Origin of the sequence: Clostridium sp. Ade.TY, assembly GCF_000498355.1 — a bacterium.
Lineage (GTDB): Bacteria > Bacillota > Clostridia > Clostridiales > Clostridiaceae > Clostridium.
On the sequence record NZ_AVSV01000003.1, the window covers coordinates 322,378 to 345,948 of the forward strand.

Genomic DNA, 23,571 nt, shown 5'->3' on the forward strand with positions numbered 1-23,571 from the left:
GAGTGTTATGAAAATGAATGCTTTTGAAATATCACAAAGATTAGAACAAGAAGGATTAACTGAAATTGAAGAAGTATTAGTAGAAGATGATAAAGTTATTTTAGAATTCTTTTATGATTTTGATAGAGAAGAGCTTAATGCTGCAAGAGCTTATGCTAATGAAGAAAGTGATTTAGAAGAAGATAGCAATGAGTGGAAAGTAGATTGGTACATACCATACTTATTAGATATAGCAAGAGATAATATAGAAAACATAATAGAAGAAATAAGTGATGAATTAGAAATTTCAGGAGTATTCCATGAATTAAAGATAGATGGAAACAACAATGATTACATAAAATTTATTGCAGCGTTCTGTACAGATGATTTTGATATGGAACTAGAAGAAGTGTTAAACGATTACTTATAATGAAATAAAGGTTTTTAACTATATGTAAAAACTACTTGAATTCAAAAAAAATTGTGCTATAATAAAAACATAACATACCTGAGATGTTCGCCAAGCTTATCGTATTCAACCTACATATGAGATTCGGGATTTGTGATATTATTATTGATGTCGGGCTTCAAGCTTTAGCTTCATTATTATGACAGAAGAAGGCAGAGAGGTAATATGAACAGAACCCACCTGCGAGGAGCAGGTTTTGAATATATAAGCAAACGGCATGTTGGGGTGCTATACAATTAAGAAATTAATACCTCGTTTGAGGTATTTTTTTTTATACATTTTTTAAGAAGCAAGTGGAGTGGTTTATTCTCCACTTAGTTAGAAAATATATTTTAAGCTGCTAGTTTATTAAAAGTTTTTATTTTGTAGCTTCTTTTATGCAGTTTATAAAGATGACATTGGTATCTACTTATATCCTTGTCCAAATTCTGTGAAAGCATAACCATTAGTTTATTTGAAGGATTTATAAATTTTAGTAATAAATTCAATAATGCTTTTCTATGTTGTATTCTTTTTTTCATTCTTTTTGTTGTCATAAATAACACCTCATCTGTAAAATAAATGTTTTTATAGTCATATTATAACATTTATTGGAAATAAGTAAATTGAAATCAAAGTACAAATATTTACAAAAACTACCCATTTATAATTAGAAAAAAATATAAAATAAGGATAAAATAAATTAATTTGATTGAATAAAATTTAATTTGTCGAAAAAGAAAAATTAAAACCATTTCTAAAATGTAAACAAGTTGTTGAAAACTTTAAATCATTGATGATTAAAGTTGATTAAAGAGGTATTTATATGTAAAATAAACATAAGTGTAATTTAAAAGGTTTTTAAGGAGTGACAAAATAATGGATATTAAAGATATAAATGTAGATGAGATGAAAATAGATGATGTTATAGAAAAAATAAATGAAATATATAAAAAGAGTAAAGAAGAAGGATTAACAGAAGAAGAGAAAGAATTACAACAAAGATTAAGAAGAAGATATATAGATAGTGTTAAAGCTAACTTTAAGGCTCAAATGAGTGGGATAGAGCCTAAGAAAAAGAAATAAAAGGGTGATTTTAATGGCGGTAACTGTTGAAAAGTTAATTAAAGATTTTAATTTAGAAGTTTTAGTAGAAGGAAATCCGGAAGAAGTAATAAGTGTAAGTGATGTAAATAGACCTGGACTTCAATTATCAGGTTTTTATAATTATTTTACGCCTGAAAGAATACAAGTTATCGGAAAAGCTGAGTGGAGCTTTTTAGATGATATGCAAGTTGAATTAAGAAGAAAAAGATTAAAAAAATATTTTAGTTTTAATATGAAGTGTGTAGTTATAACAAGAGGAATTGAACCTCATGAAGAACTTATAAAATATGCAGAAAAACAAAATATTTGGGTTTTAAGAAGTGATTTAGTTACAACAAAATTTATAAGTAAACTTACTATATATATGTCAGATAAACTTGCACCTGAAACTAGATTGCATGGAGTTTTGGTAGACGTTTACGGGATTGGTATACTTATAACTGGTGAAAGTGGAATTGGCAAAAGTGAAGTTGCACTTGAACTTATAAAAAGAGGACATAGATTAGTAACTGATGATGCTGTTGATATAAAGGAAATTGACGGTGAACTTATAGGTTCATCACCAAGAATAACTATAGGAATGCTTGAAGTTAGAGGTATAGGAATAATTGATGTATCAGCTTTATATGGATTAAGTTCAATACTTCAACAAAAAGATATAAAACTTGTAATGCATTTTGAGCATTGGAAAAATGATGGTGATTACGATAGACTTGGAACAAATTATGAGTTTATGGATATTTTAGGAGTGCCAGTTAGAAAGTTAACTGTACCAATAAGACCAGGAAGAAATATAGCAGTAATAATAGAAGCTGCGGCTGTAAACTTTAGATATGCACTTATGTCTAATGAGACACCAGTTGATATAATTGAAAGTAGAATGAGTGAAATTAGTGATTAAGATTAGTATTAAATCTATTAAGTAGATAATAATATTATATAGGCATAAATTATAAAAAAAGGGAGGCACAAAAATGGGCAAAAATGCTTGGGAAAAATATGATGAAAAAGGCATAAAGGAAATATTTGAATTTAATGAAGGTTATAAGGACTTTATGTCAAAATGTAAGACTGAAAGAGAATGTGTTGATGAATCAATAAGAATTGCAAAAGAACATGGATTTAAAGATTTAGAATATGTAATAAATTCAAATGAAACTTTAAAACCAGGAGATAAAGTATATGCTAATAACATGGGCAAAGCATTAGCATTATTTGTAATTGGGGAAGAAAAGATGGAGAAAGGTCTTAAAATATTAGGTGCTCATATTGATTCACCTAGATTAGACTTAAAGCAAAATCCTTTATATGAAGATACAGATTTAGCTTTCTTAGATACTCATTATTATGGTGGAGTTAAGAAGTATCAATGGGTTACATTACCACTTGCACTACATGGAGTTGTAGTTAAAAAAGATGGAACTAAAATAAATGTAGTAGTAGGAGAAGATGAAAGTGATCCTGTAGTTGGTATATCTGATCTTTTAATTCACCTTGCAGCTGACCAAATGACTAAAAAAGGTTCTAATGTAATTGAAGGTGAAGATTTAAATGTATTAATAGGAAGTATGCCTTTAAAAGGTGAAGAAAAGGATGCAGTAAAAGCCAATATTTTAAAAATACTTAAAGAAAAATATAATTTTGAAGAAGATGACTTCTTATCAGCAGAAATTGAAGTTGTTCCAGCAGGACGTGCTAGAGATTATGGTTTAGATAGAAGTATGGTTATGGCTTATGGACATGACGATAGAGTATGTTCATATACATCACTTTTAGCGTTAACAGAAGTTGAAAAAGTAGATAAAACTTGTGTATGTTTACTTGTTGATAAAGAAGAAGTTGGAAGTATTGGAGCTACAGGAATGCATTCAAGATTCTTTGAAAATGTAGTTGCTGAAGTAATGGATAGAATGGGAGATTATTCTGATATAAAATTAAGAAGATGTTTAACAAATTCAAAAATGTTATCATCAGATGTTAGTGCTGCATTTGATCCAAATTACCCATCAGTTATGGAAAAGAAAAACTCAGCATATTTTGGTAAAGGAATTGTATTTAACAAATATACAGGAGCTAGAGGGAAATCAGGATGTAATGATGCAAATGCTGAATATATGGCAGAGCTTAGAGCTATTATGGAAAAGCATGATGTATCATTCCAAACAGCAGAACTTGGTAAAGTAGACCAAGGAGGCGGTGGAACAATCGCTTATATTTTAGCTCAATATAATATGGATGTAATTGATTGTGGAGTTGCTCTTCAAAACATGCATGCTCCATGGGAAATTGCTTCAAAGGTTGATATTTTTGAAACAAAAAAAGGATATGTAGCATTTTTAAAAGAAGCATAGAACAAAAAAGCACAAGTTATAAAAATAACTTGTGCTTTTTTTATTACCTAGGTTCGGAATTAAAGGGTTAATCATACAATATATTATAAGGTAGGTGATATATTATGATTGACAAAACACGTTTTAAAAATTATGGGTTATGGGTATCTGTAGCAGCTTTAATTCCTATGGTATTACAAGGATTTGGTTTAAATATATTACCAGAAAACTATCAAGAAATAATTAATGCAATACTTTCAGTTTTAGTTATGGCAGGAATTTTAAACAACCCAAATACTGAATCAAAATGGTATATAGATGATAAAGAAACAAGGAAAATAGAAAACAAAGAATAAATAATAAAAAGGCACCTCTTAAATTAAATAAGAGCATCTACATCTTGAATAAAGAGTAGGTGCTCATTTAATTTAATTAGAATTTAAAGCTTCTAAAAATTTTAATAAATGCTCTTCAGGAAGAGGCATGTCACCTATATCGCCGTGACGATCATCATTTATAAAGTCACCGTGACAGTCAGAACCTGCTGTTATTAAAAGATTGTTTTCTTTAGCAAAGTTTATTAAATATTCTTCTTGTTCTTTAGAATTAAGATAATATATTGCTTCAATTCCATCTAAGTCAAATTTTAAAAATTCTTTTAATGGAGTATTTTTAATTAATATAGGGTGAGCAAGTATTGCTATAGCATTGAATTTATGAAGAATTTCAATACCTTCTTCTAATGTAATTTTAGTAGTTGGTATATAAGCAGGTTTATCTTTACCAATAAAATTATCAAATATATAATCTTGGCTATATGGATAACCTGCATCTATTATAGCTCTAGCAATATGAGGTCTTGCAATAATTTCTCCACCTAATTCTGAAACTTTATTAAAATCTATATTTATGTCAAACTTTTCTTTAAGTTTTTTTACCATATTTTTAGCTCTTATAATTCTTCTGTTTTTTATTTCATCTAATAGTTTTAATAAGTTTTCAGATGTGTAACTATTATCTTTAAAAAATCCTAGCAAATGAATACTTTCATTATTGTAATTACAAGAAAGTTCTATTCCAGGAATTAATTTAATATCATTCTCATTAGCTAAAGAGATTGCTTCAGTAATTCCATCTATAGTATCGTGGTCTGTTATTGCAAGTATTGAAACATTATTTTCTTTAGCTCTATCAATAATATCTTTAGGACTTAGTATACCATCGGAAAAATTAGTATGTACATGGAAATCAGTTCTTTTCATAAAATTCAAATCCCTTCAATCTAAAATATTTTTTCATATAAGAAGCTGTGTTATAATTTAAAATAAATATTATAAGTATTGTAGCATAATGGAAATATAAATGTAATAAAAAATATGAAAATGGGGGTTATAATATGTTAATAATGATAGATAATTATGATTCCTTTGTTTATAACTTAGTTAGATATTTTAATGAGTTAAATGAAGAAGTCCTTGTTTTTAGAAATGACGAAATAAATGAAGATTTAATTAAAAATTTAAATCCAGATGGTATAGTTATATCACCTGGACCTAAAGCACCAAAAGATGCAGGGGAAGTACTTAATATAATAGATAAATTTAAATGTAAATTACCTATACTTGGTATATGCTTAGGACATCAAAGTATAGGAGAATATTTTGGCTCTGAAATTATAAAAGGTGAAATACCTATGCATGGTAAAATATCAAAAATAATTACAAATGGCAATGGTATATTTGAAAATATTCCTAAAGAATTTAATGTTACTAGATATCATTCATTAGTAATAAAAGAAGAAAGTTTACCAGAAGAATTAGAAATAACAGCAAAGTCTACAGATGGAGCTATTATGGGGATTAAACATAAAGATTATAAAATATATGGAGTTCAATATCATCCAGAAGCAGTCTTAACTGAATATGGATATGAGGTTTTGAATAATTTTATAAAATTATGTAAGGAGGAGAATGTGTGATGAAATTTAAAATTAAAGAAATAAAAACAAATCTTACTCCTTTTGATATATATAATTTATTTAAAAATGAAAAAAATAGTGCTTTTTTAGATAGTTCAAAAGAAGATGAAAATTTATCAAAATATTCTTTTATAGGTTTAAATCCACTTGAAATATTTGAACCTAAAAATTCGAATGATCCATTTTTAGAATTAGAAAAAAATATAAATGATAAAAAAATCAATTTTACAAGCGATATACCACTTGTATGTGGATATATAGGATACATATCTTATGATGCAGGAAGATTAATAGAAAAGTTACCGAATACTGCAAAGGAAGATTTTTATATTCCTGATATGAAGTTTATACTTTATAATAATATAATAATTTTTGATTTAATAAATAATAAATGTTTTATAACAGCACTTGAAAATAGAGAGCAATCAATAAAAGAAATAGAAGAAAAAATATTAAATGGAAGTAAGGTAGAAGAAAAATCTTTTATAGAAGGTAATAATAAATTTTATTCAAACTTTACTAGGGATGAATATATAGAAGCTGTTAAAAAAATGAAAGATTACATAGTAAATGGTGATATATACATAGCAAATATGACTCAGAGATTTTATTGTAAGTGTACAAAAGATTCTTTTGATATTTATAGTAATTTAAGAAAAATAAATAAGGCACCATTTTCAGCATATTTAAATTATGATGATTTTCAAGTAATAAGTTCTTCACCTGAAAGGTTTATACAAATTAAAGATGGAAGAGTAGTAACTAGACCTATAAAAGGAACAAGACCAAGAGGAGAAAATCAAAAAGAAGATAAATTTTATAGAAAAGAACTTGAAAATAGTGAAAAAGATAAATCAGAGCTTTTAATGATTGTTGACTTAGAAAGAAATGATTTAAGCAAAGTTTGTGATAAAAATTCTGTAATTGTAAGTGAATTATTCAAAATAGAAGAGTATGCAACTGTATTTCATCTTGTTTCAACAATTGAAGGACAATTAAAATTAGGAAATTCAGCTGTTAAGTGCATAAAAGAAGCATATCCAGGTGGTTCTATAACTGGAGCTCCCAAAATAAGAGCTATGGAAATAATAGAAGAACTTGAGGGAGTTAAAAGAAATTTATATACAGGGATTATAGGATATTTTGATTTAAGAGGTAATAGTGACTTTAATATAGTAATAAGAACTATAATTAAAAAGGATAATAAAGCTTACTTTGGTGTAGGTGGAGGAATAACATATGAATCTAATGAAGAAGATGAATATGAGGAAACTATTCAAAAAGCTAAAGCTTTAATGAAGGTGCTTAAATGAGAAACATAACAACATATGATGGATGTTTAGAAATAGATAATGGAATATTTTTTGGAGCTGGAGTATTTGAAACAATACTAATAAATAATGGAGTTAAATTTTTAGATTTCCATATGAAAAGGCTTAAAAATGCACTTAAAGTTTTAAATATAAAAGAACTTTCTTTAAAAGAAGAAGAAAATATATATAAATATATAAAAAGTTTAAGTTGTAATAACAAGGCTTTAAAAATAACAGTTACAGAAAAAAATATAATTATAACAATAAGAGATAATACATATACAGAAGAAATCTATAAAGAAGGTTTAAGTTTAAAGATATCAAGTGTATTTAGAAATTCAACATCTATAATGCCTAAAATAAAATCAATAAATTATATAGAAAATATACTAGAAAAAAGAAATGCAATAAAAGAAGGTTTTAATGATGCATTATTTTTTAATGAAAAAGGTTTTTTGTGTGAAACAGCAGTGGCAAATATATTTTGTATAAAAGATAATAAAATATATACACCTAAAATAGAAAATGGTCTCTTAAATGGTACTGTTAGAAAGTGGATAATTGAAAACTTTAAAGTTTATGAGGAAAATATAAATTTAGAATCATTAAAAAATATGGATGAAGTATTTTTAACTAATAGTTTAGTTGGAATAATAAGAGTAAATAGAATAGATAATTTTAACTTTGATAAAGATAAATTTATAGATATAATAAGTGATAAATATAAAAGTGAAATTTTAGATAAGGATGGGGGATACGGTATATTATGAATAAAGAAAAGATAATTGAAGGGGTAAGGCTTATATTGGAAGGTATAGGAGAAGACCCTAATAGAGAAGGATTGTTGGAAACACCAGATAGAGTATATAGAATGTATGAAGAGATATTTTCAGGAATTAATAAAAATGGAAAAGAATATTTAGAAAAATCATTTACTGTTGAAAATGATGATTTAGTTATAGAGAAAGATATTGTATTTTATTCAATGTGTGAGCACCACCTAGTTCCTTTTTTTGGTAAGGCTCATATAGCATATATACCAAAAGGAAAAGTTGCAGGACTTTCAAAACTTGCAAGAACTGTTGATATACATTCAAAAAAACCTCAACTTCAAGAAAAGTTAACTTCAGAAGTAGCAGATGATATAATGAAATATTTAGATGCTAAAGGTGTTATTGTAATGATTGAAGGAGAACATACTTGTATGACAATGAGAGGTGTTAAAAAGCCAGGAACTAAGACTATAACAACATCATATAGAGGAGTATTTGAAGAAGATAGAGCACTTAGAAGTGAAGCTCTTTCACTTATGAAATAGAGGTGCTTTAAATGAATAAAGTAAATGAAATATTAAATAATGATTTATTTAAAAAGTATATAAAAGAATTAGAAACGTTAGAAACCGATAGGGAATTTTGTAAGCATAATATGGAACATAGCTTAGATGTAGCAAGAATTGCATATATAAAGGTATTAGAAGAAAATATAAACATTTCAAAAGAAGTTATATATGCAGTTGCTTTATTACATGATATAGGACGAGTTCTTCAATATAAGGATGGAACTCCTCATCATAAAGGTAGTGTAATAATAAGTGAAGAAATATTAAAGGATACATCTTTTAGTAGGGAAGAAAAAGATATAATTATTGATGCTATAAAGGAGCATAGAGAAGAATTAGCGGAAAATGATTTTCAAAGTATAATACAAATAAGTGATAAGTTATCAAGAAATTGTTATAACTGCAAAGCTTATGATAAATGTTATTGGGATTATAATAAAAAGAATCATATTATAAAGTATTAAATTTTAGGAGTGATATAATTGAAACTTGGAAATAGAGAATTTAATTTAGGTGAAAGAACATATGTTATGGGAATATTAAATGTTACTCCAGATTCTTTTTCAGATGGAGGAAAGTTTAATAGTATAGAAACAGCACTTAAGCAGACAGAAAAATTAATAAATGATGGTGCGGATATTATAGATATTGGTGGAGAGTCAACAAGACCAGGTGCAAGGTTTGTTGGAGTTGAAGAGGAAATAGAAAGAGTTGTTCCCGTAATAAGAGCAATAAAAGAAAAGTTTGATATTCCAATATCAATAGATACATATAAAAGTGAAACTGCAGAAGCTGCAATAAAAGCTGGTGCTGATATAATAAATGATGTATGGGGATTTAAAAAAGATAAAAATATGGCAAAAGTTGCAGCAAAATATAATGTTCCGTGTATTTTAATGCATAATAGAGAAAATATGAATTATAAAAATATAATGGAAGATATGATAGATGACTTAAATGAAAGCATAGAAATAGCAAAAAATGCTGGGGTTAAAGATGAAAAAATAATATTAGACCCAGGTGTAGGTTTTGCAAAGACTTTAGAAGATAATTTAATTGTTATGAATAATTTAGAAAAAATAAAGGAAATGGGTTACCCAGTTCTTTTAGCAACATCAAGAAAATCTATGATAGGATTAACTTTAGATTTACCTAAAGATCAAAGAGTTGAGGGTACTATTGCTACAACTGTAATTGGTATTATGAAAGGATGTGAATTTGTTAGAGTTCACGATGTATTAGAAAATAAAAGAGCCTGTATAATGACTGATGCCATAGTTAAGGCAAAATAGAAAAGAGGAATTTATATGGATAAAATATATTTAAAGGATGTAGAGATATTTGCAAATCATGGAGTATTTGAAGAAGAAAAAAGATTAGGACAAAAATTTATATTTGATGTAGAACTTGAATTAGATCTTTCTTTAGCTGGAAAAACAGGAGATTTAAAATCTTCAGTTCATTATGGAGAGCTTGTATATGAAATTGAAAAGATAGTTTCAGAGAAAAGCTATGATTTAATAGAAACTGTTGGAGAAAAAGTTTGTGAATATATATTAATGGAATATAGAATGATTAAAAATGCAAAAGTTAAGGTTAAAAAGCCTTGGGCTCCTATTGGTAGACATTTAAATTATGCAGCTATTGAAATAAATAGGGGATGGCATGAAGCTTATATCTCAATTGGTAGCAATATAGGAGATAAAGAAAAAAATTTAATAGAAGCAATTAATAATTTAGAAGATGTAAAAGGTATTATTATAGATAAAGTTTCAAGTTTCATAAAAACAGAACCTTGGGGGCTTAAAGAGCAAGATGAGTTTTTAAATGGAGCTATAAAAATAAAGACTATACTTTCTCCAAGAGAACTTATGGAAGTATTATTAAATATAGAAAAAACTATGAAAAGAGAGAGAATAGTTAAATGGGGACCAAGAATAATAGATTTAGATATTATTCTTTATGATGATTTAGTAACTGATGATGAATATGTAACAATTCCACACCCAAGAATGGAAGAGAGGGAATTTGTACTTAAGCCACTTTCAGAAATAGCACCAAACAAAGTACATCCATTATCTAAAAAAAGAATATTTAAAATGTTAGAAGATTTATAAAAATAAGATGCAAGGAGTTAATTCTTTGCATCTTATTTTTTATTTTGGACATACGTACAAAAATCATATAAATTATAGTGAAGAGGTATATCTTCCATGTTAATTATATCTTCACTTACTCTACCATCAAATGGGTGTAATTTAGTAAATTTATTATTATATATTTTAAAAATATATTTACATTCATTATTGTTATTATCTTTAAATGTAATTATTAATCTAAATTTCTCTTTTGATTTGAAATCATTTGGTGCTTCTTCTAAGAAATTATTATTATTTAAAGAGTTAATAAAGTTTTTAATTATTATATTATCTTCTTCATCTACAGGAAAATATTTATAAAGATTTGTATCAAAAACTTGAAGAGTATAGCTTTCTTTATTAGATAGTTTTTCTTTAATTTCTGTATAGTAATAATTTCCTCTTTGATTTTCTTCAAAGTGAAAATATCTTGGAGAAAAGCTATAAGTACAACCTTGCAAAATTAATAAACTTAAAAATAATAGTATAAATTTAAAAGGTTTTAACAAAAAAATACCTCCTTTACCTTTTATGTAAAAGTATAAAACTTTATTCTTTAATAACTTATTCTAATCTATGTAAATTTAGAACATTTTATAAATTAAGGAATATAATATAATAAATTTTAATCCTTGGAGGTATTTTCATGAAAGTTGGTATAGATATAGATAAACTTCATATTTCCAGGGCAGTAATTGATGAACTAAAAAACGAAGGATATTATGTAGTAAATATGACTTTAGATAAAAATGAACCAGTAGGAGAAGAAGTTTTTAAAAAAACTATATTAGCAAACTCAGCAAAATTAGATTTTTTTTTATTAATTAAAACAGATAGTAGCCAAAAAGGTATTAATGTTTATTACAAAAATAATATTTTGTCAAAGAATTTTTCTGTGGAATTTATAAATTCATTAAAAGGACTTGGATTTGATAACTTAAATATTTTTGAGGGCGAAGAGTTTTATTTAATACAAAATGTAAAAGCACCTACTGTAATTGTAAAAATAAATATATTAAATAAAAAAATACAAGAAGATGAATTAATAAAAAGTATACTTTATTGCATAAAATGCATAAAGGGAAAATAAATTTAAGTTTTATATTTGGTGTGTTTTAAGTGAAGGTTGATTTTAATATAGCATTTATACTATTTAAATTAAAAAACTATATTAAAATCAACACTAGTTTAAAACATATTATATTTAAGGAAGTGATAAACAAAAGAGGGGGAATACAGATAACATTTTCTGGGGGGATTATATTGAGAATAATAGCAACTTTAGGGCCGAGTATAAGTGAGAGATGGATAATGAAAGAAGTTATATCAAGTGGAATAAATACATTTAGGTTTAATTTTTCTCATGGTTCAATGGAGGATTTTAATGAAAAGTATAAGATAATAAAAGATATAGATGATAAAGTTGAAATTATGGTAGATTTACCAGGAAGTAAAATAAGAATTTCTGATAAATTACCTTATATATATAAAATTTATAATGGTGAGGAATTAATATTTTGTGGAGAGGATACATATGTAAATGATGGGTATTCGGTAAAAAAAGGAAAAATGAGAATTATTCCATTAAATATAAATAATGAGTTTCTTATAAATAAAAATATTAATTCTATATCAATGAAAGATGGAACAATGAATTTTAAAATATTAAATATAGATAATTCAGGAATTAGAGCCAAAGTTAAGCGTGGTGGAATAGTAAGAGCTGGTAAGGGATGTAATATTAAAAATTTCAACAGAGAAACCATTGGATTAACTCTTAAAGATAAAATTGCAATTAATTGGGCTATTGAAAATTCAGTAAATATAATAAGTCAATCTTTTGTTGAGAATACAGATGATGTAATAAATCTTAAAAATTATATAGAAACATTAAGTAAATATAATAAAATAAAAATATTTGCAAAATTAGAAACACCAAAAGGAATAGAAAATTGTGTTAGTATTTCTAAAGTAAGTGATGGAATAATACTTGGAAGAGGAGATTTAGTTCCAGAAAGCGGAATAATAGAAGCTCCAATATATCAAGATAAAGTATTTAACCTATTAAAAAACTATAATGGTGAATTAATAATTGGAACACATATATTAAATAGTATGAAACAAGGTAAAGCATCTGAACTTGCAGAAGTAGATAGTTTATATAATTTAATAAAAAGGGGAGCAAAAGGCTTTTTATTATCTGGTGAAACATCAGTTGGAAAGGCTCCAATAAAGACAGTTAAATTTTTATTAGAAATTTTAGAAAGGTATAAAAAGGAATTAGAATTATGAGTAAAAGTGAAAAAGATGGTAATAATATTAATACAAAACTACTTCAAGGGGCCTGGATTGTATTAGGTGCAGGCATGTTATTTTTAATTTATACAGTCATAAAAGAATTAATTTAATTTTGTAAACTTCTCTTATATAGAGGAGTATTTTTTTGTCCCAATATATACTTAATAAAAGGTAAATTATGTTAGAATTTTATATAAAAATAAATATTTTTAAAATTATATAAACTTTTTTAAAAAATAACTATCATTTATTAAAATTTTTATATAATGAAAATAATTGCGAAAATAAAAAGTCTAGAATATATGGAGGATTAGAAATGAAAGAAGGAACGTCTTCAGCTAAAGGATTTATGATATTATCCTTTGCAGGAATATTTGCTAAAATTTTAGCAGTATTTAATACTCCTTTATTAAATAGAATTATTGGAGTTCAAGGAATGGGAATGTACTCCAGAAGTTATGATGTATTTATGTTTGTTTATGCTATTACAAGTATGGGGTGCCAACCAGCTGTTGCAAAAGTTGTAGCAGAATTTATGGCTAGAGATAATGAAAAAGGTGCAGAGAAAACATTAAAAATTTCAAGGTTGGTTTATGGGATTATAGGATTAACGCTTATGATTTTACTTGTAGTTTTAGCTTATCCAATAGCTAAAATAGGAAAAATAACTAACTCTACATATGCAATAATGTTTTTAGCACCAAGTGTATTTTTTACTTCTGTATTATCAGCATATAGAGGTTATTTCCAAGGAAAAAATGAAATGACAGGTATTGCTATTTCACAAATTATAGAGCAAATATTAAATGTATTTATAAGTTTATTGTGTGCATATATCTTATCCAAAATAAGCTTGCAAATGGGAGCAGCAGGAGGTACTATTGGTACTTCTGTTGGAGCTATAATTGCCATTTTATATCTTTTTTATTTTTATAATAAAAAGAAAGAAGAAGAAAATTTCTTAAATGGAGCAAAAGAAAAAAGAGAAGTTACCACAAAAGTTATATTAAGAAAATTATTTAGATATGGTTTTCCAATAACATTAAGTGCTGGTATACAGAACTTAGGTGGCTTAGTTGATATGATGAATGTAGGCAGAAGACTTATACATGCTGGATTTACAAGTATTCAATCAGATGCGCTTTATGGATCTTTATACAATTATAAAACATTAATTGGAGTTCCTCTTATAATAGTGACAGCGCTTACTACAATTGTATTACCAGCAGTATCAAAAGCATATGCTTTAAGAGATAGAGAAACAATAATAAATAATATAAATTTTTCTATTAGAGTAGCGCTTATTTTAACAATACCAGCAGCTGTAGGATTAACTGTTTTACATAAGGATGTTTATGCAATACTTTTTAAAGGGGATAATCACTCTTATATAACTTTTTATGGTTCATTTATATTAGTATTTACAGCTATCGCCCAACTTCAAAGTGTAATACTTCAAGGAATAAGTAGGTTTTATTCAATGATTATTTCTTTTACTATAGGAATCATATTAAAAATTATAGCTAATTATATTTTTGTTGGAATTACATCAATAAATATTTTGGGAGTTTTAATAGGAAACTTTTTATGTTTCTTTGTTCCTGTAGTTATAAATAATAAAATAATTTATAAAAGCATAAATTATAAAATTTCTTTAGTAAAAATGTCAATTAAGCCTATAATTGCTTCTGTTATTATGGGAGGCGTAATTATATTATTTAAACAACCTATTAAAATATTAGAAAAAATATTTATTGGATATAATTTTGAATTTATTCTTGTATATACAATAATATTAGTTCTTATAGGTTCTTTAATTTATGTTTATTTTATGGTAGCAATAGGTGGTATAAAGAAATCGGATTTATCATTTATTCCTAATAAATTTTATAAGTTAATACCAAATTTTATTATAAAAAAATTAAAATAAAAATAAGCCAAATTAATTTGGCTTATTTTTAATCATTTAAAACATTCCAACCAACTGAAATTACACCTTGTTCTAAGCTTAAAACTCCAATAATTCTTTCAATTATCATATCGCTTTTTTCTATGCTTATAATTTCAGCTTTAACTCTAACTTTACTTTCGCTTTCAATTTCTGTGCTTTCAAGCTTTTTAAGTAAAATTTTTTCTTCACCAACCATTTGCATAAGTAATGATCTAATATTGAATTCTTCACTTTCAAGACATTTTATGCTTATTCCATATAAATATTCACCATCAGTATTAGAATTTTTTACATGATACATTTTTTTAGCAATTGGTCTTAAAATTATATTAGATAAAACTATTGCAATGGCTGCAACAATAGCATATGTTAGGTTACCTGTACTTGTAAGTATACCAACAGCTGCTGTACACCAAAGTGTGGCCGCTGTATTTAAACCTCTAACATTAAAACCATCTCTTAAAATAACACCCCCACCTAGGAATCCTACTCCAGTTACTACTTGACCTGCAATACGAGGACTATTATCACCTGTAGCTATATAAGAATACATTACAAAAATACAAGCACCAACACATACTAATACATTTGTTCTTATGCCTCCAGCAAGTGTTTGTCTATATTGTCTTTCTAAACCTATAACAAATCCTAAAACTATAGCGACTAATATTCTTATAGTAAAGTCTGTAAGTGTCATATTATCACCTCTTAGAAATATAAAATAAATAATTATATATAATCAATTTACCATAAAATGAACCTATATATAATAAAAATTTTATAAATAGTGATATAAATTAAGTTTTAGCTAAAAGATAGTTTTAAAATTAAAAAAGTTTATTAACTTTATAAGGAATGATTATGTTTATATTTTTTTATAGATAATACAACTGGTAATGAAATTGCTATAGAGACCCCAGCTGATATAAATCCATTTAATCCTAGTGCAATAAAGGTAGAATTTGCAGAAAATTCACTAACACCAAGAATTTTAATATATTCATGAAAGTATAATATGTATATCATAGAAAGAACACCTATAGTATTAGTAAAAGATCCTATAAATGCAGCTGTACTTATTTTAAAAGAATCTCTTTTTAAAAATTTAAAAAATTTCATAATAAGCCAAGGGGTTATACCTATTAGTATTCTTGGTAATATTGAAACTAATGGGTTTAAAAATATAAAGGATACAGGTGTAGGTGATTTTATAGCTTGAAACATACTAGTTAATCCAAATATAAATCCTAAGATTCCTCCTACTATTGGCCCTTCTAAAATAGAGCCTATAATTACAGGAATATGCATAATTGTGGTGTCAAAAGGTGGGATTGGTATGTAACCAAGACCAGTTATACCAAGGACTATCAGTAATGCTGATAACATACTTGTAATAGTTAAATGTTTTACTTTAGTAGATTTTTTTAATTGTGATTTTTCCAAATCAATCTCCTCCATTCTCATTCCAAACTGGATATAAGTTGAAAGTTTTTATATATAAGATAAATATTTTAAAGGTTTAGTTACATTAAAGTATACTAACTATATTTAACTTATATTTACAAGGAAAATTGTACAAGGCATAACTTATTATTACAATAAATAATTGTTAAAAAATAGTCAAAGTATTCTGTAAATTAAATGATAAGTTAGAGATAAGCTAATTTTAGAAAAATGTAAAATTAATGTAAACGAGGTAGTCATTTGAAATTTATAGACTAATTATTGATAAGTAATTTTAAAAAAAGTACTTTTATTTTGAATAACTAAAGAAACATAATATTTTTGTCATAGTTTAAGGAATTTTTAATAAATAATTGGTATTATTTTATATTATACAATAAAATGGTATATATGCTTTAATATAGTAAACAAAAGGGGGAAAGAAATGAATAAAGAAAATAAATTAAGTAATAATGCGATTAAATCTTGGATGATTTCAAGAACTATAGGTTTATTTGTGGTGTTAATTATTTATTGGGGATTAATATTTTTAGCACCTAAATTTAATATTCTTTGGTTTAATAATTTTTTGGATAATAACATAAAAATTATAAACATAATTTTCATAATAATAATATTATTATTAATTAGTGGTGCTTACATAGAGCCTTTTTTTGAGTATAAACAGTGGAGCTATAGAATTAATGAAGAAGAAATATTCTTTAAAGAAGGAGTGTTTTTTATTAGAAGTGTAACTATACCAATAGTTAGAATACAAAACATAAAATTAAAAGAAGGCCCAATAAATAGAATGTTTAATCTAGCATCTGTTAAAATTGGAACTGCTGGGGGAGAATTTGAAATTCCTAATCTTAATAAAAGTGAAGTAGAAAAAATAATTGAATTTTTAAGAAAAAAGATTAATGAAAATGTTAAAGAGGAGTTGTTATCTTAATTATGGAAAATAACAAAAATAACGAGGCAAACTCCTTAAATAATGCAGTTAAAATTAGAAATAATATAAAGAGTATTTTATATAAGTTTGTTTCAAAAATTATAAGCAATATTGCAATAATAATTCCTATGGTTATATTTTTAAAAGAGTGGTCTTTTATAACAATTTCGTTAATGATAATTTTTGATTTAATTTATATTTTTTTATCATGGATTAATGAATATATATTACTTTTAGATAATGAAGCAAGATACCATTATGGGATTTTTTCTAAAAATACTATGATAATTCCTAAAAAAAATATAAAGTCTATGGATATATCTATAAGTATTTTAGAAAGAATTTTAAGGTATAGTAGTGTAAAAATTGAAAGTCCAGTAAAAGGAGCAGATTTAGATCAAATAAAATTATATTTATCAAATAAAGATATAGATAAACTTAAAAACTTTGCTTTTAATAGTGGGTGTAATGAAGAAAGTATAAACAAAGAATATATAACTTTAGATGAAAATGGAAAAGAAGATGTAAATAGATTAGAAAATGTATATGTAAAAAAAGTAAAAACTAAAGAATTATTTAAGTATGGAATAACTAGTTTTAATATAATAATAATAATAGTTGTAATTATGAAAGGTTATTCAGTTTTAGAAAATATAATTATAGATGGCACTATAAATGACCTTATATCAAGCTCTACTGTATATTTAACAGAAAGATTTAATTTAGTAATGGGTATAGCTGGAATTATAGTTTTAATTATTTTACTTAAAATTATGGCTATTATTTATTACATAATTAAATATTATGATTTCACAATTTTAAAAGATGGAGATAATATAAAGGTTAAATATGGGCTTATAAATAGTAGAGAATTTTCATTTGATTGTAATAATGTAAAAAATGTAAAATTAAAAGCAAATATTTTTAGACAAATTATTAAATCATATGAAATGACTGTAAATGTAAAAGGATACAATGATAGTAGAAATGAAAAAATAATTATATATCCAATAGGAACAGAAGCTGAACTTTTTAACATACTAAAAGAAATATTACCTAAATTCGCAATAGAAGGTAGTGGAGAAGGAATAAAAAAGGGAAAGGTTATGTTAGTGTTAAAACCTTTAATTATAATAATTTTAATATCTTTTATAGCTTATTTTATTTTTAAAACTCCATATGTATTTTTATTAAATTTGCTTTTAGTTTTTACTATTCCAAATTCAATACTTAAAGGCAAAAATTTAAATTTAAAAATTGAAAAAGATAAAATAAAAGCAGTAAGTGGAGGATTTTTAAAAATAAAGTATTTATTAGATAAAAAAGATATACAAGCTGTAAAATTTATTACAACTCCATTTTTAAAAAAATATAATCTAGGTAAAATATCTATTTGTTTTTATAGTGAAATTGGAGATGAAATTAATTTAAATTATATGAATGAAAATAAAATTCCTTATATTATTAAAAAGAAATAATATTATTCAAAGATTATTTGTTTTACTATAAAGCTTTTAAACAATTATAATATAACTAAGATTGGAGTGATATTATGTTAAATGATAATTTAATTAATAGTATAATTGGAAAGAAAAAGAATATAGCATTAATTGCACATGATAATAAAAAGAATGAATTATTAAATTGGGCCATGAAAAATAAAGATATTTTAAAAGAACATAATTTATGTGGAACAGGTACAACAGCTAAAATAATTTCAGATAAAACAGGACTTAATGTTAAGGGATATAGTAGTGGACCATTAGGTGGAGATCAACAAATTGGAGCAAAAATTGTAGAAGGAGATATAAACCTTGTAATATTTTTCTGTGATCCATTAGAAGCACAACCACATGATCCAGATGTTAGAGCTTTACTTAGAATAGCAGTTTTATATGATATTCCAATAGCTAACAATCAAGCTACAGCAGATTTTATGATAACATCTAAATATATGAACGAAGAATATGACCATATGGTTATTAATTATAATAAATCAATAAATGATAGAGCAAAAGAATTAGTTTAAAAAATTAGAGTAAATACTTAGTATTTACTCTTTTTTATGTATATGAAAGTATAAAATTAATATAGTATAAATTTTTATATTCTTAATTTATAAAATTTTAAAATCAAAAAAGAAAATAAAATAATATGATAAAACCATTTTTTTAGCTATTTTCTAAAATTTCTTTAAAAACTTTATTGTGTTCTGTATCTTTGCTTAATGCTTGAATAATTTTTATTATATGAGTTTCTGTTAAAGCTTTTTTAGAATATGTGCATGAACATAAAATATAAGCTTTAATTACTCTATAAGTATTTATAAGAAAAGTTATACTATTATTTAAACTATTTCCTTTATTAAAAGGGATTATATCTTTAAAAATTTGATTTACTAAGTAATTTTCAAAAATATAGTCATAATTATTTAAATTTAATTTATTTAAATGTATACTTTTAAAATCCGTCTCTATGTTTAATATGTCATTTCTTAAATCTTTTAAAAATGATTTGATTTTAACTCCAATTACATTATTAAATATATTATCCCCTAAAATTGAATTATAAAAAGAGTTATTTTCAATAAATTCATTACCTTTAAGAGGGTCAAAACTAAAATCTTCACTATTTAAGTCGTCAATAAGTAATTCTATATTATCAAAATCATCAGTATCTCTAAAAAGTTCAAGTTTAGAATAAAAACTTCTAAGAATATTAAGTCTTTCTTCAATATTAAAATTTCTATTTTGCATAATATTTATAGATATAACTCTAATATCCCAAAAATATTGAAGTAAACTATCAGTTCCAACAAAAGCTTCACTATCTATCATTCTTCTTATTTCAACAGAAGATTCATCTAAAACTTCAGATGTTTCTATAAATTCCATTTTTTTCTTATTTAAAAATGCCTTCATACAAATTTCTCTACAAGAAGGAAGGCCACTTTTTTCATATATATCATCAACTATATTAAATACTCTAGGGTATCTTCTACAAGTTATAGATAAATTTTCTTCACCACAATTACCATGTATATCACATAACATGTTATCATTTAAAAAAGGACATTTATTAGTATTTTTTATAATCATGAACCCGTAATTAAAATAATCATTATCTTTAATATTTTTTATATATTTATTTTGAACTAGATCTTTTAGTTCATCATTACTATTTTCATATTTATTGAAAGTACATTCATCTATATTTATATCCCAACCAGCACAACAAGTATCAGGACAGTTTGGACCTACACATTTAAAGTCAACCATATATTTTGGCATAAAAAAGTTTAATTTCAAAACTAACACCGTCTTTCTTAGATAAGAATATAATTTATTTAAGTTTTGTAATTATGTATCAAATTATATTTTCTAATTTAAGTATTAGTTTTGACAAAATTTAATATAAGATTACATTTTGTGTTTTAAATATTTTATATTTTCATCGTTATCTTTAGTTTGTCTCATGACATACTTTAATATTTTAACACTTATAGTCATGAAATTATATAATAATATTTAAAAATGGAAAATCGAAAATATTTTTATAAAATAAAATAGCTAATAAAAATATTTATTAGCTACTTATAATAGTATTATTTATTATCTTCAATAAATTGATTTAAATATTTAAGTTGAATTTTTATAGATTCTCTAGCAGGTCCTCCAATAATATTTCTTTCATTAATGCAAGTTAAGAGATCTATAGATTTATAAACATCTTTTTCAAAAATGTTAGAAAATATTTTTAGTTCTGATAATGATAAATCAGAAAGTCCCTTATTTTTTTTTATGCAATAAAGAACGGTTTCACCAACAATTTCATGAGCATCTCTAAAAGGTAGTCCTTTTTTTACTAAATAATCTGCAAGATCAGTCGCATTAGTAAAGCCTTTAAGTGCTCCATATTCCATAATATCCTTATTTATTTTCATAGTATCTATCATACCTTTAAAAGTATTAAGAGATAAACAGACAGTATCTAGTGCATCAAATAAGGCTTCTTTATCTTCTTGCATATCTTTATTATAAGCTAAAGGTAAACCTTTCATAACAGTAAGTAATGTAATTAAATCTCCATATACTCTTCCAGTTTTACCGCGAACAAGCTCTGCAACATCAGGATTTTTTTTCTGAGGCATTATACTGCTTCCGGTACTATATTCATCAGATAGTTCTATAAAATTAAATTCATTTGTGCACCAAATAATAATTTCTTCTGAAAATCTAGAAAGGTGCATCATTATAATTGATAAAGCAGATAAAAGTTCTAAAACATAGTCTCTATCAGAAACTGAATCTAAACTATTTAAAGTTATTTTTGAAAATCCAAGATTACTTGCAACAAAATCTCTATCAATAGGATAGGTTGATGTAGCTAAAGCTCCACTTCCAAGTGGCATTTCATCTAATCTAACTAAAAAATCTTTAAGTCTTAATATATCGCGCTTAAACATTTCACAATAAGCTAAAACATGATGAGAGAAGGTAATTGGTTGAGCTTTTTGCATATGTGTATATCCTGGCATTATAGTATCTATATGTTCATTTGCTTTATTATAAAGTACTTGTAAAAAATCAATAATATCTTTTATAAGTAATGGTACATAGGATTTTAAATAAAGTTTTAAATCAAGAGTTACTTGGTCATTTCTGCTCCTTCCTGTATGAAGCATTTTACCAAATGGTCCAATATTATAAGTTAATAAACCTTCTATAAAACTATGTATGTCTTCAGAATTTTCATCAATATTAATTAGATTATTTTCTAACTTATTTAAAATATCATTTAAGCCAAGCTCAATTTTTTCACAAGCATCTTTTGAAATTATTTCTTGTTTTTTTAACATTTTTACATGAGCTAAGCTTCCTAATATATCTTCTTTTATTAATCTATTATCAATTTTTATTGATGAATTAAAATCATTTACTAATGTATTAGTACTTTCTTTAAACCTTCCTCCCCAAAGCTTCATATAATTTCCTCCTTAGAGTTATTAAGTTTAGCTTTAACTGTTATAGGTAAGCCAAATAAATTAATAAATCCAGCAGAGTCGTTTTGGTTATATACAGAATCTTCACCAAATGTTGCAAATTCCTCACTATATAAAGAATATGGAGAACTAATTCCAGCAGTTACTATATTTCCTTTGTATAATTTTAATTTTACTTCTCCAGTTACATCTTCTTGAGTTTTTTTTACAAACTCGTAAAGAGCTTCTCTAAGAGGAGTATACCATTGACCATTATAAACAATGTCAGCAAATTTCAATGAAATTATCTCTTTATAATGAGATGTTTCTTTATCTAAACAAATTGATTCAAGCTCTTTATGTGCAAAGCTTAATATGGTTCCTCCAGGTGTTTCATATACACCTCTAGACTTCATTCCAACTAAACGATTTTCCACCATATCTATTATTCCAATAGCATTTTCTCCACCGATTTTATTTAACTGTTTTATTAATTCAATTGGATTTAAAGATTTACCATTAAGTTTTGTAGGAATACCTTTTTCAAAATTAATAGTTATATAAGTTGAATAATCTGGTGCAGATTCTAATGTGTTTGAAAGTTCTAATATTTTTTCATAGTTAGGCTCATTTGAAGGATTTTCTAAATCTAAGCCTTCATGACTTAAATGCCAAAGATTTTTATCTTTACTATAGTTCGTTTCATAAGTTATGTTTATAGGAATATTTTTATTTAAAGCATATTCAATTTCTTCTTCACGAGATTTTATATCCCATATTCTCCAAGGTGCTATAACTGGCATATTAGGATCAAATGCTTTTATTGCAAGTTCAAATCTTACTTGATCATTTCCTTTACCAGTACATCCATGGCAAATAGCATCAGCCCCTTCTTTTTTTGCTATTTCTATTAATTTTTTGCCTATAATAGGTCTTGCAAAAGCAGTTCCAAGTAAGTATTTTCCTTCATAAATTGCCCCAGCTTGTATAGTTGGAATTACAAATTCATTTACAAATTCATCTTTTAAATCTTCAATATATATTTTTGATGCCCCAGTATTTAAAGCTTTTTCTTTTAATCCATAAAGTTCATCTTCTTGTCCAACATCCCCAACAACTGCAATGACTTCTTCAGATCCATAAGTTTCTTTTAACCATGGAATAATTATAGAAGTATCAAGCCCACCTGAATATGCTAAAACTACCTTTTTATATTTTTTCATAATAAATTGCCCCCTTATATTTAAGTAAATATAATAGCATTATATACTCTAATGCATAATTATGCAATTATTTTTACATAAAAAT

26 protein-coding genes and 1 other RNA gene are annotated in these 23,571 nt (G+C 25.2%); 19 read left to right on the forward strand and 8 right to left on the reverse strand.

Annotated features, from left to right (window positions below):
* Positions 1-13: 13 nt before the first annotated feature.
* Together O212_RS0102215 and ssrS are read left to right on the forward strand one after the other, a co-directional pair.
* Positions 14-409 carry a hypothetical protein gene (locus tag O212_RS0102215; protein WP_024613538.1) on the forward strand — a complete coding sequence of 132 codons (396 nt, stop codon included), beginning with the start codon at positions 14-16 and terminating at the stop codon, positions 407-409.
* A gap of 72 nt (positions 410-481) precedes the next feature.
* A non-coding RNA gene (gene ssrS, locus O212_RS16350) (6S RNA) lies at positions 482-678 on the forward strand.
* A 102-nt stretch (positions 679-780) separates the two neighbouring features.
* On the opposite strand, the gene O212_RS0102220 is transcribed toward ssrS, so the two are convergent.
* The gene (locus O212_RS0102220) at positions 781-984 is read right to left on the reverse strand and encodes a hypothetical protein (protein WP_024613539.1); all 204 of its coding nucleotides are present in this window, start codon (positions 982-984) and stop codon (positions 781-783) included.
* A 322-nt stretch (positions 985-1,306) separates the two neighbouring features.
* On the opposite strand from O212_RS0102220, the gene O212_RS0102225 reads away from it, so the two are divergent.
* The 4 genes from O212_RS0102225 to O212_RS0102240 all read left to right on the forward strand — a co-directional run bounded on the left by O212_RS0102225 (position 1,307) and on the right by O212_RS0102240 (position 4,220).
* On the forward strand, positions 1,307-1,513 hold the full coding sequence (locus tag O212_RS0102225; protein WP_242829547.1) for a DUF896 domain-containing protein: 207 nt from the start codon (positions 1,307-1,309) through the stop codon (positions 1,511-1,513).
* Between the two features lie 13 nt (positions 1,514-1,526).
* Entirely contained in the window at positions 1,527-2,435 is a 909-nt protein-coding gene (gene hprK, locus O212_RS0102230; RefSeq protein ID WP_024613541.1) for an HPr(Ser) kinase/phosphatase, read from the forward strand.
* A 73-nt stretch (positions 2,436-2,508) separates the two neighbouring features.
* Positions 2,509-3,885, forward strand: a complete 1,377-nt coding sequence (locus O212_RS0102235; protein WP_024613542.1) for an aminopeptidase — start codon at positions 2,509-2,511, stop codon at positions 3,883-3,885.
* A 104-nt stretch (positions 3,886-3,989) separates the two neighbouring features.
* A complete protein-coding gene (locus O212_RS0102240; protein ID WP_029699113.1) occupies positions 3,990-4,220 on the forward strand; it encodes a phage holin in 231 nt (76 codons plus the stop codon).
* 72 nt (positions 4,221-4,292) lie between these two features.
* Here O212_RS0102240 and O212_RS0102245 read toward each other — a convergent pair whose 3' ends face one another.
* Positions 4,293-5,126 (reverse strand): PHP domain-containing protein, encoded by an 834-nt coding sequence (locus tag O212_RS0102245; RefSeq protein WP_024613544.1) that lies wholly within the window; start codon positions 5,124-5,126, stop codon positions 4,293-4,295.
* A 134-nt stretch (positions 5,127-5,260) separates the two neighbouring features.
* Here O212_RS0102245 and O212_RS0102250 point away from each other — a divergent pair, with 134 nt between their 5' ends.
* Genes O212_RS0102250 through folK form a run of 7 tightly spaced genes read left to right on the forward strand, consistent with a single transcriptional unit; the run spans position 5,261 to position 10,614 of the window.
* Positions 5,261-5,842: an aminodeoxychorismate/anthranilate synthase component II gene (locus O212_RS0102250; RefSeq protein WP_024613545.1), complete on the forward strand. Its 582-nt coding sequence runs from the start codon at positions 5,261-5,263 to the stop codon at positions 5,840-5,842.
* Positions 5,842-7,155 (forward strand): aminodeoxychorismate synthase component I, encoded by a 1,314-nt coding sequence (gene pabB, locus O212_RS0102255; RefSeq protein WP_024613546.1) that lies wholly within the window; start codon positions 5,842-5,844, stop codon positions 7,153-7,155. The genes O212_RS0102250 and pabB overlap by 1 nt, the downstream gene beginning before the upstream one ends.
* Entirely contained in the window at positions 7,152-7,925 is a 774-nt protein-coding gene (locus O212_RS0102260; protein ID WP_024613547.1) for an aminotransferase class IV, read from the forward strand. The genes pabB and O212_RS0102260 overlap by 4 nt, the downstream gene beginning before the upstream one ends.
* Positions 7,919-8,473: a GTP cyclohydrolase I FolE gene (gene folE / locus O212_RS0102265; protein WP_024613548.1), complete on the forward strand. Its 555-nt coding sequence runs from the start codon at positions 7,919-7,921 to the stop codon at positions 8,471-8,473. Before O212_RS0102260 ends, folE begins: the two co-directional genes overlap by 7 nt.
* A gap of 11 nt (positions 8,474-8,484) precedes the next feature.
* Positions 8,485-8,961, forward strand: coding sequence for an HD domain-containing protein (locus O212_RS0102270; RefSeq protein WP_024613549.1), 477 nt, complete (start codon positions 8,485-8,487; stop codon positions 8,959-8,961).
* An 18-nt stretch (positions 8,962-8,979) separates the two neighbouring features.
* A complete protein-coding gene (gene folP / locus O212_RS0102275; RefSeq protein WP_024613550.1) occupies positions 8,980-9,789 on the forward strand; it encodes a dihydropteroate synthase in 810 nt (269 codons plus the stop codon).
* A gap of 15 nt (positions 9,790-9,804) precedes the next feature.
* A complete protein-coding gene (gene folK / locus O212_RS0102280; RefSeq protein ID WP_029699114.1) occupies positions 9,805-10,614 on the forward strand; it encodes a 2-amino-4-hydroxy-6-hydroxymethyldihydropteridine diphosphokinase in 810 nt (269 codons plus the stop codon).
* A gap of 32 nt (positions 10,615-10,646) precedes the next feature.
* Here folK and O212_RS0102285 read toward each other — a convergent pair whose 3' ends face one another.
* A complete protein-coding gene (locus O212_RS0102285; protein ID WP_024613551.1) occupies positions 10,647-11,144 on the reverse strand; it encodes a DUF4883 family protein in 498 nt (165 codons plus the stop codon).
* 137 nt (positions 11,145-11,281) lie between these two features.
* Between O212_RS0102285 and O212_RS0102290 the strand changes: the two genes are divergently transcribed.
* The 3 genes from O212_RS0102290 (at position 11,282) to O212_RS0102305 (ending at position 14,863) form a co-directional block, all read left to right on the forward strand.
* A complete protein-coding gene (locus O212_RS0102290; RefSeq protein WP_024613552.1) occupies positions 11,282-11,725 on the forward strand; it encodes an N-acetylmuramoyl-L-alanine amidase in 444 nt (147 codons plus the stop codon).
* Between the two features lie 173 nt (positions 11,726-11,898).
* On the forward strand, positions 11,899-12,927 hold the full coding sequence (locus tag O212_RS0102295; protein WP_024613553.1) for a pyruvate kinase: 1,029 nt from the start codon (positions 11,899-11,901) through the stop codon (positions 12,925-12,927).
* A gap of 322 nt (positions 12,928-13,249) precedes the next feature.
* Complete coding sequence (locus tag O212_RS0102305; protein ID WP_024613554.1) at positions 13,250-14,863, forward strand: polysaccharide biosynthesis protein; 1,614 nt, start codon at positions 13,250-13,252, stop codon at positions 14,861-14,863.
* 28 nt (positions 14,864-14,891) lie between these two features.
* On the opposite strand, the gene O212_RS0102310 is transcribed toward O212_RS0102305, so the two are convergent.
* Together O212_RS0102310 and O212_RS0102315 are read right to left on the reverse strand one after the other, a co-directional pair.
* Positions 14,892-15,581, reverse strand: a complete 690-nt coding sequence (locus tag O212_RS0102310; protein WP_024613555.1) for an MgtC/SapB family protein — start codon at positions 15,579-15,581, stop codon at positions 14,892-14,894.
* A gap of 149 nt (positions 15,582-15,730) precedes the next feature.
* Positions 15,731-16,327: an ECF transporter S component gene (locus O212_RS0102315; RefSeq protein WP_024613556.1), complete on the reverse strand. Its 597-nt coding sequence runs from the start codon at positions 16,325-16,327 to the stop codon at positions 15,731-15,733.
* Positions 16,328-16,772: 445 nt separating this feature from the next.
* Between O212_RS0102315 and O212_RS0102320 the strand changes: the two genes are divergently transcribed.
* From O212_RS0102320 to O212_RS0102330, 3 genes are all read left to right on the forward strand, one after another.
* Positions 16,773-17,282, forward strand: coding sequence for a PH domain-containing protein (locus O212_RS0102320; RefSeq protein ID WP_024613557.1), 510 nt, complete (start codon positions 16,773-16,775; stop codon positions 17,280-17,282).
* Positions 17,283-17,284: 2 nt separating this feature from the next.
* Positions 17,285-18,760 (forward strand): PH domain-containing protein, encoded by a 1,476-nt coding sequence (locus tag O212_RS0102325; protein ID WP_024613558.1) that lies wholly within the window; start codon positions 17,285-17,287, stop codon positions 18,758-18,760.
* A gap of 74 nt (positions 18,761-18,834) precedes the next feature.
* Positions 18,835-19,311, forward strand: a complete 477-nt coding sequence (locus O212_RS0102330) for a methylglyoxal synthase (protein WP_024613559.1) — start codon at positions 18,835-18,837, stop codon at positions 19,309-19,311.
* Positions 19,312-19,453: 142 nt separating this feature from the next.
* Here the strand turns inward: O212_RS0102330 and fliB are convergent, their stop codons facing one another.
* From fliB to O212_RS0102345, 3 genes are all read right to left on the reverse strand, one after another.
* Complete coding sequence (gene fliB / locus O212_RS0102335) at positions 19,454-20,590, reverse strand: flagellin lysine-N-methylase (protein ID WP_024613560.1); 1,137 nt, start codon at positions 20,588-20,590, stop codon at positions 19,454-19,456.
* 296 nt (positions 20,591-20,886) lie between these two features.
* Positions 20,887-22,266 (reverse strand): argininosuccinate lyase, encoded by a 1,380-nt coding sequence (argH, locus tag O212_RS0102340; protein WP_024613561.1) that lies wholly within the window; start codon positions 22,264-22,266, stop codon positions 20,887-20,889.
* Entirely contained in the window at positions 22,263-23,486 is a 1,224-nt protein-coding gene (locus O212_RS0102345; protein WP_024613562.1) for an argininosuccinate synthase, read from the reverse strand. Before O212_RS0102345 ends, argH begins: the two co-directional genes overlap by 4 nt.
* Positions 23,487-23,571 lie beyond the last annotated feature (85 nt).

What these genes read in the sequence shown, in the direction of transcription:
- O212_RS0102215 (WP_024613538.1), top strand. Translation starts at nt 14, where the DNA reads ATGAATGCTTTTGAAATATCACAAAGATTAGAACAAGAAGGATTAACT.
- O212_RS0102220 (WP_024613539.1), bottom strand. Translation starts at nt 984, where the DNA reads ATGACAACAAAAAGAATGAAAAAAAGAATACAACATAGAAAAGCATTA.
- O212_RS0102225 (WP_242829547.1), top strand. Translation starts at nt 1,307, where the DNA reads ATGGATATTAAAGATATAAATGTAGATGAGATGAAAATAGATGATGTT.
- hprK (WP_024613541.1), top strand. Translation starts at nt 1,527, where the DNA reads ATGGCGGTAACTGTTGAAAAGTTAATTAAAGATTTTAATTTAGAAGTT.
- O212_RS0102235 (WP_024613542.1), top strand. Translation starts at nt 2,509, where the DNA reads ATGGGCAAAAATGCTTGGGAAAAATATGATGAAAAAGGCATAAAGGAA.
- O212_RS0102240 (WP_029699113.1), top strand. Translation starts at nt 3,990, where the DNA reads ATGATTGACAAAACACGTTTTAAAAATTATGGGTTATGGGTATCTGTA.
- O212_RS0102245 (WP_024613544.1), bottom strand. Translation starts at nt 5,126, where the DNA reads ATGAAAAGAACTGATTTCCATGTACATACTAATTTTTCCGATGGTATA.
- O212_RS0102250 (WP_024613545.1), top strand. Translation starts at nt 5,261, where the DNA reads ATGTTAATAATGATAGATAATTATGATTCCTTTGTTTATAACTTAGTT.
- pabB (WP_024613546.1), top strand. Translation starts at nt 5,842, where the DNA reads ATGAAATTTAAAATTAAAGAAATAAAAACAAATCTTACTCCTTTTGAT.
- O212_RS0102260 (WP_024613547.1), top strand. Translation starts at nt 7,152, where the DNA reads ATGAGAAACATAACAACATATGATGGATGTTTAGAAATAGATAATGGA.
- O212_RS0102270 (WP_024613549.1), top strand. Translation starts at nt 8,485, where the DNA reads ATGAATAAAGTAAATGAAATATTAAATAATGATTTATTTAAAAAGTAT.
- folK (WP_029699114.1), top strand. Translation starts at nt 9,805, where the DNA reads ATGGATAAAATATATTTAAAGGATGTAGAGATATTTGCAAATCATGGA.
- O212_RS0102290 (WP_024613552.1), top strand. Translation starts at nt 11,282, where the DNA reads ATGAAAGTTGGTATAGATATAGATAAACTTCATATTTCCAGGGCAGTA.
- O212_RS0102305 (WP_024613554.1), top strand. Translation starts at nt 13,250, where the DNA reads ATGAAAGAAGGAACGTCTTCAGCTAAAGGATTTATGATATTATCCTTT.
- O212_RS0102310 (WP_024613555.1), bottom strand. Translation starts at nt 15,581, where the DNA reads ATGACACTTACAGACTTTACTATAAGAATATTAGTCGCTATAGTTTTA.
- O212_RS0102320 (WP_024613557.1), top strand. Translation starts at nt 16,773, where the DNA reads ATGAATAAAGAAAATAAATTAAGTAATAATGCGATTAAATCTTGGATG.
- O212_RS0102325 (WP_024613558.1), top strand. Translation starts at nt 17,285, where the DNA reads ATGGAAAATAACAAAAATAACGAGGCAAACTCCTTAAATAATGCAGTT.
- O212_RS0102330 (WP_024613559.1), top strand. Translation starts at nt 18,835, where the DNA reads ATGTTAAATGATAATTTAATTAATAGTATAATTGGAAAGAAAAAGAAT.
- argH (WP_024613561.1), bottom strand. Translation starts at nt 22,266, where the DNA reads ATGAAGCTTTGGGGAGGAAGGTTTAAAGAAAGTACTAATACATTAGTA.
- O212_RS0102345 (WP_024613562.1), bottom strand. Translation starts at nt 23,486, where the DNA reads ATGAAAAAATATAAAAAGGTAGTTTTAGCATATTCAGGTGGGCTTGAT.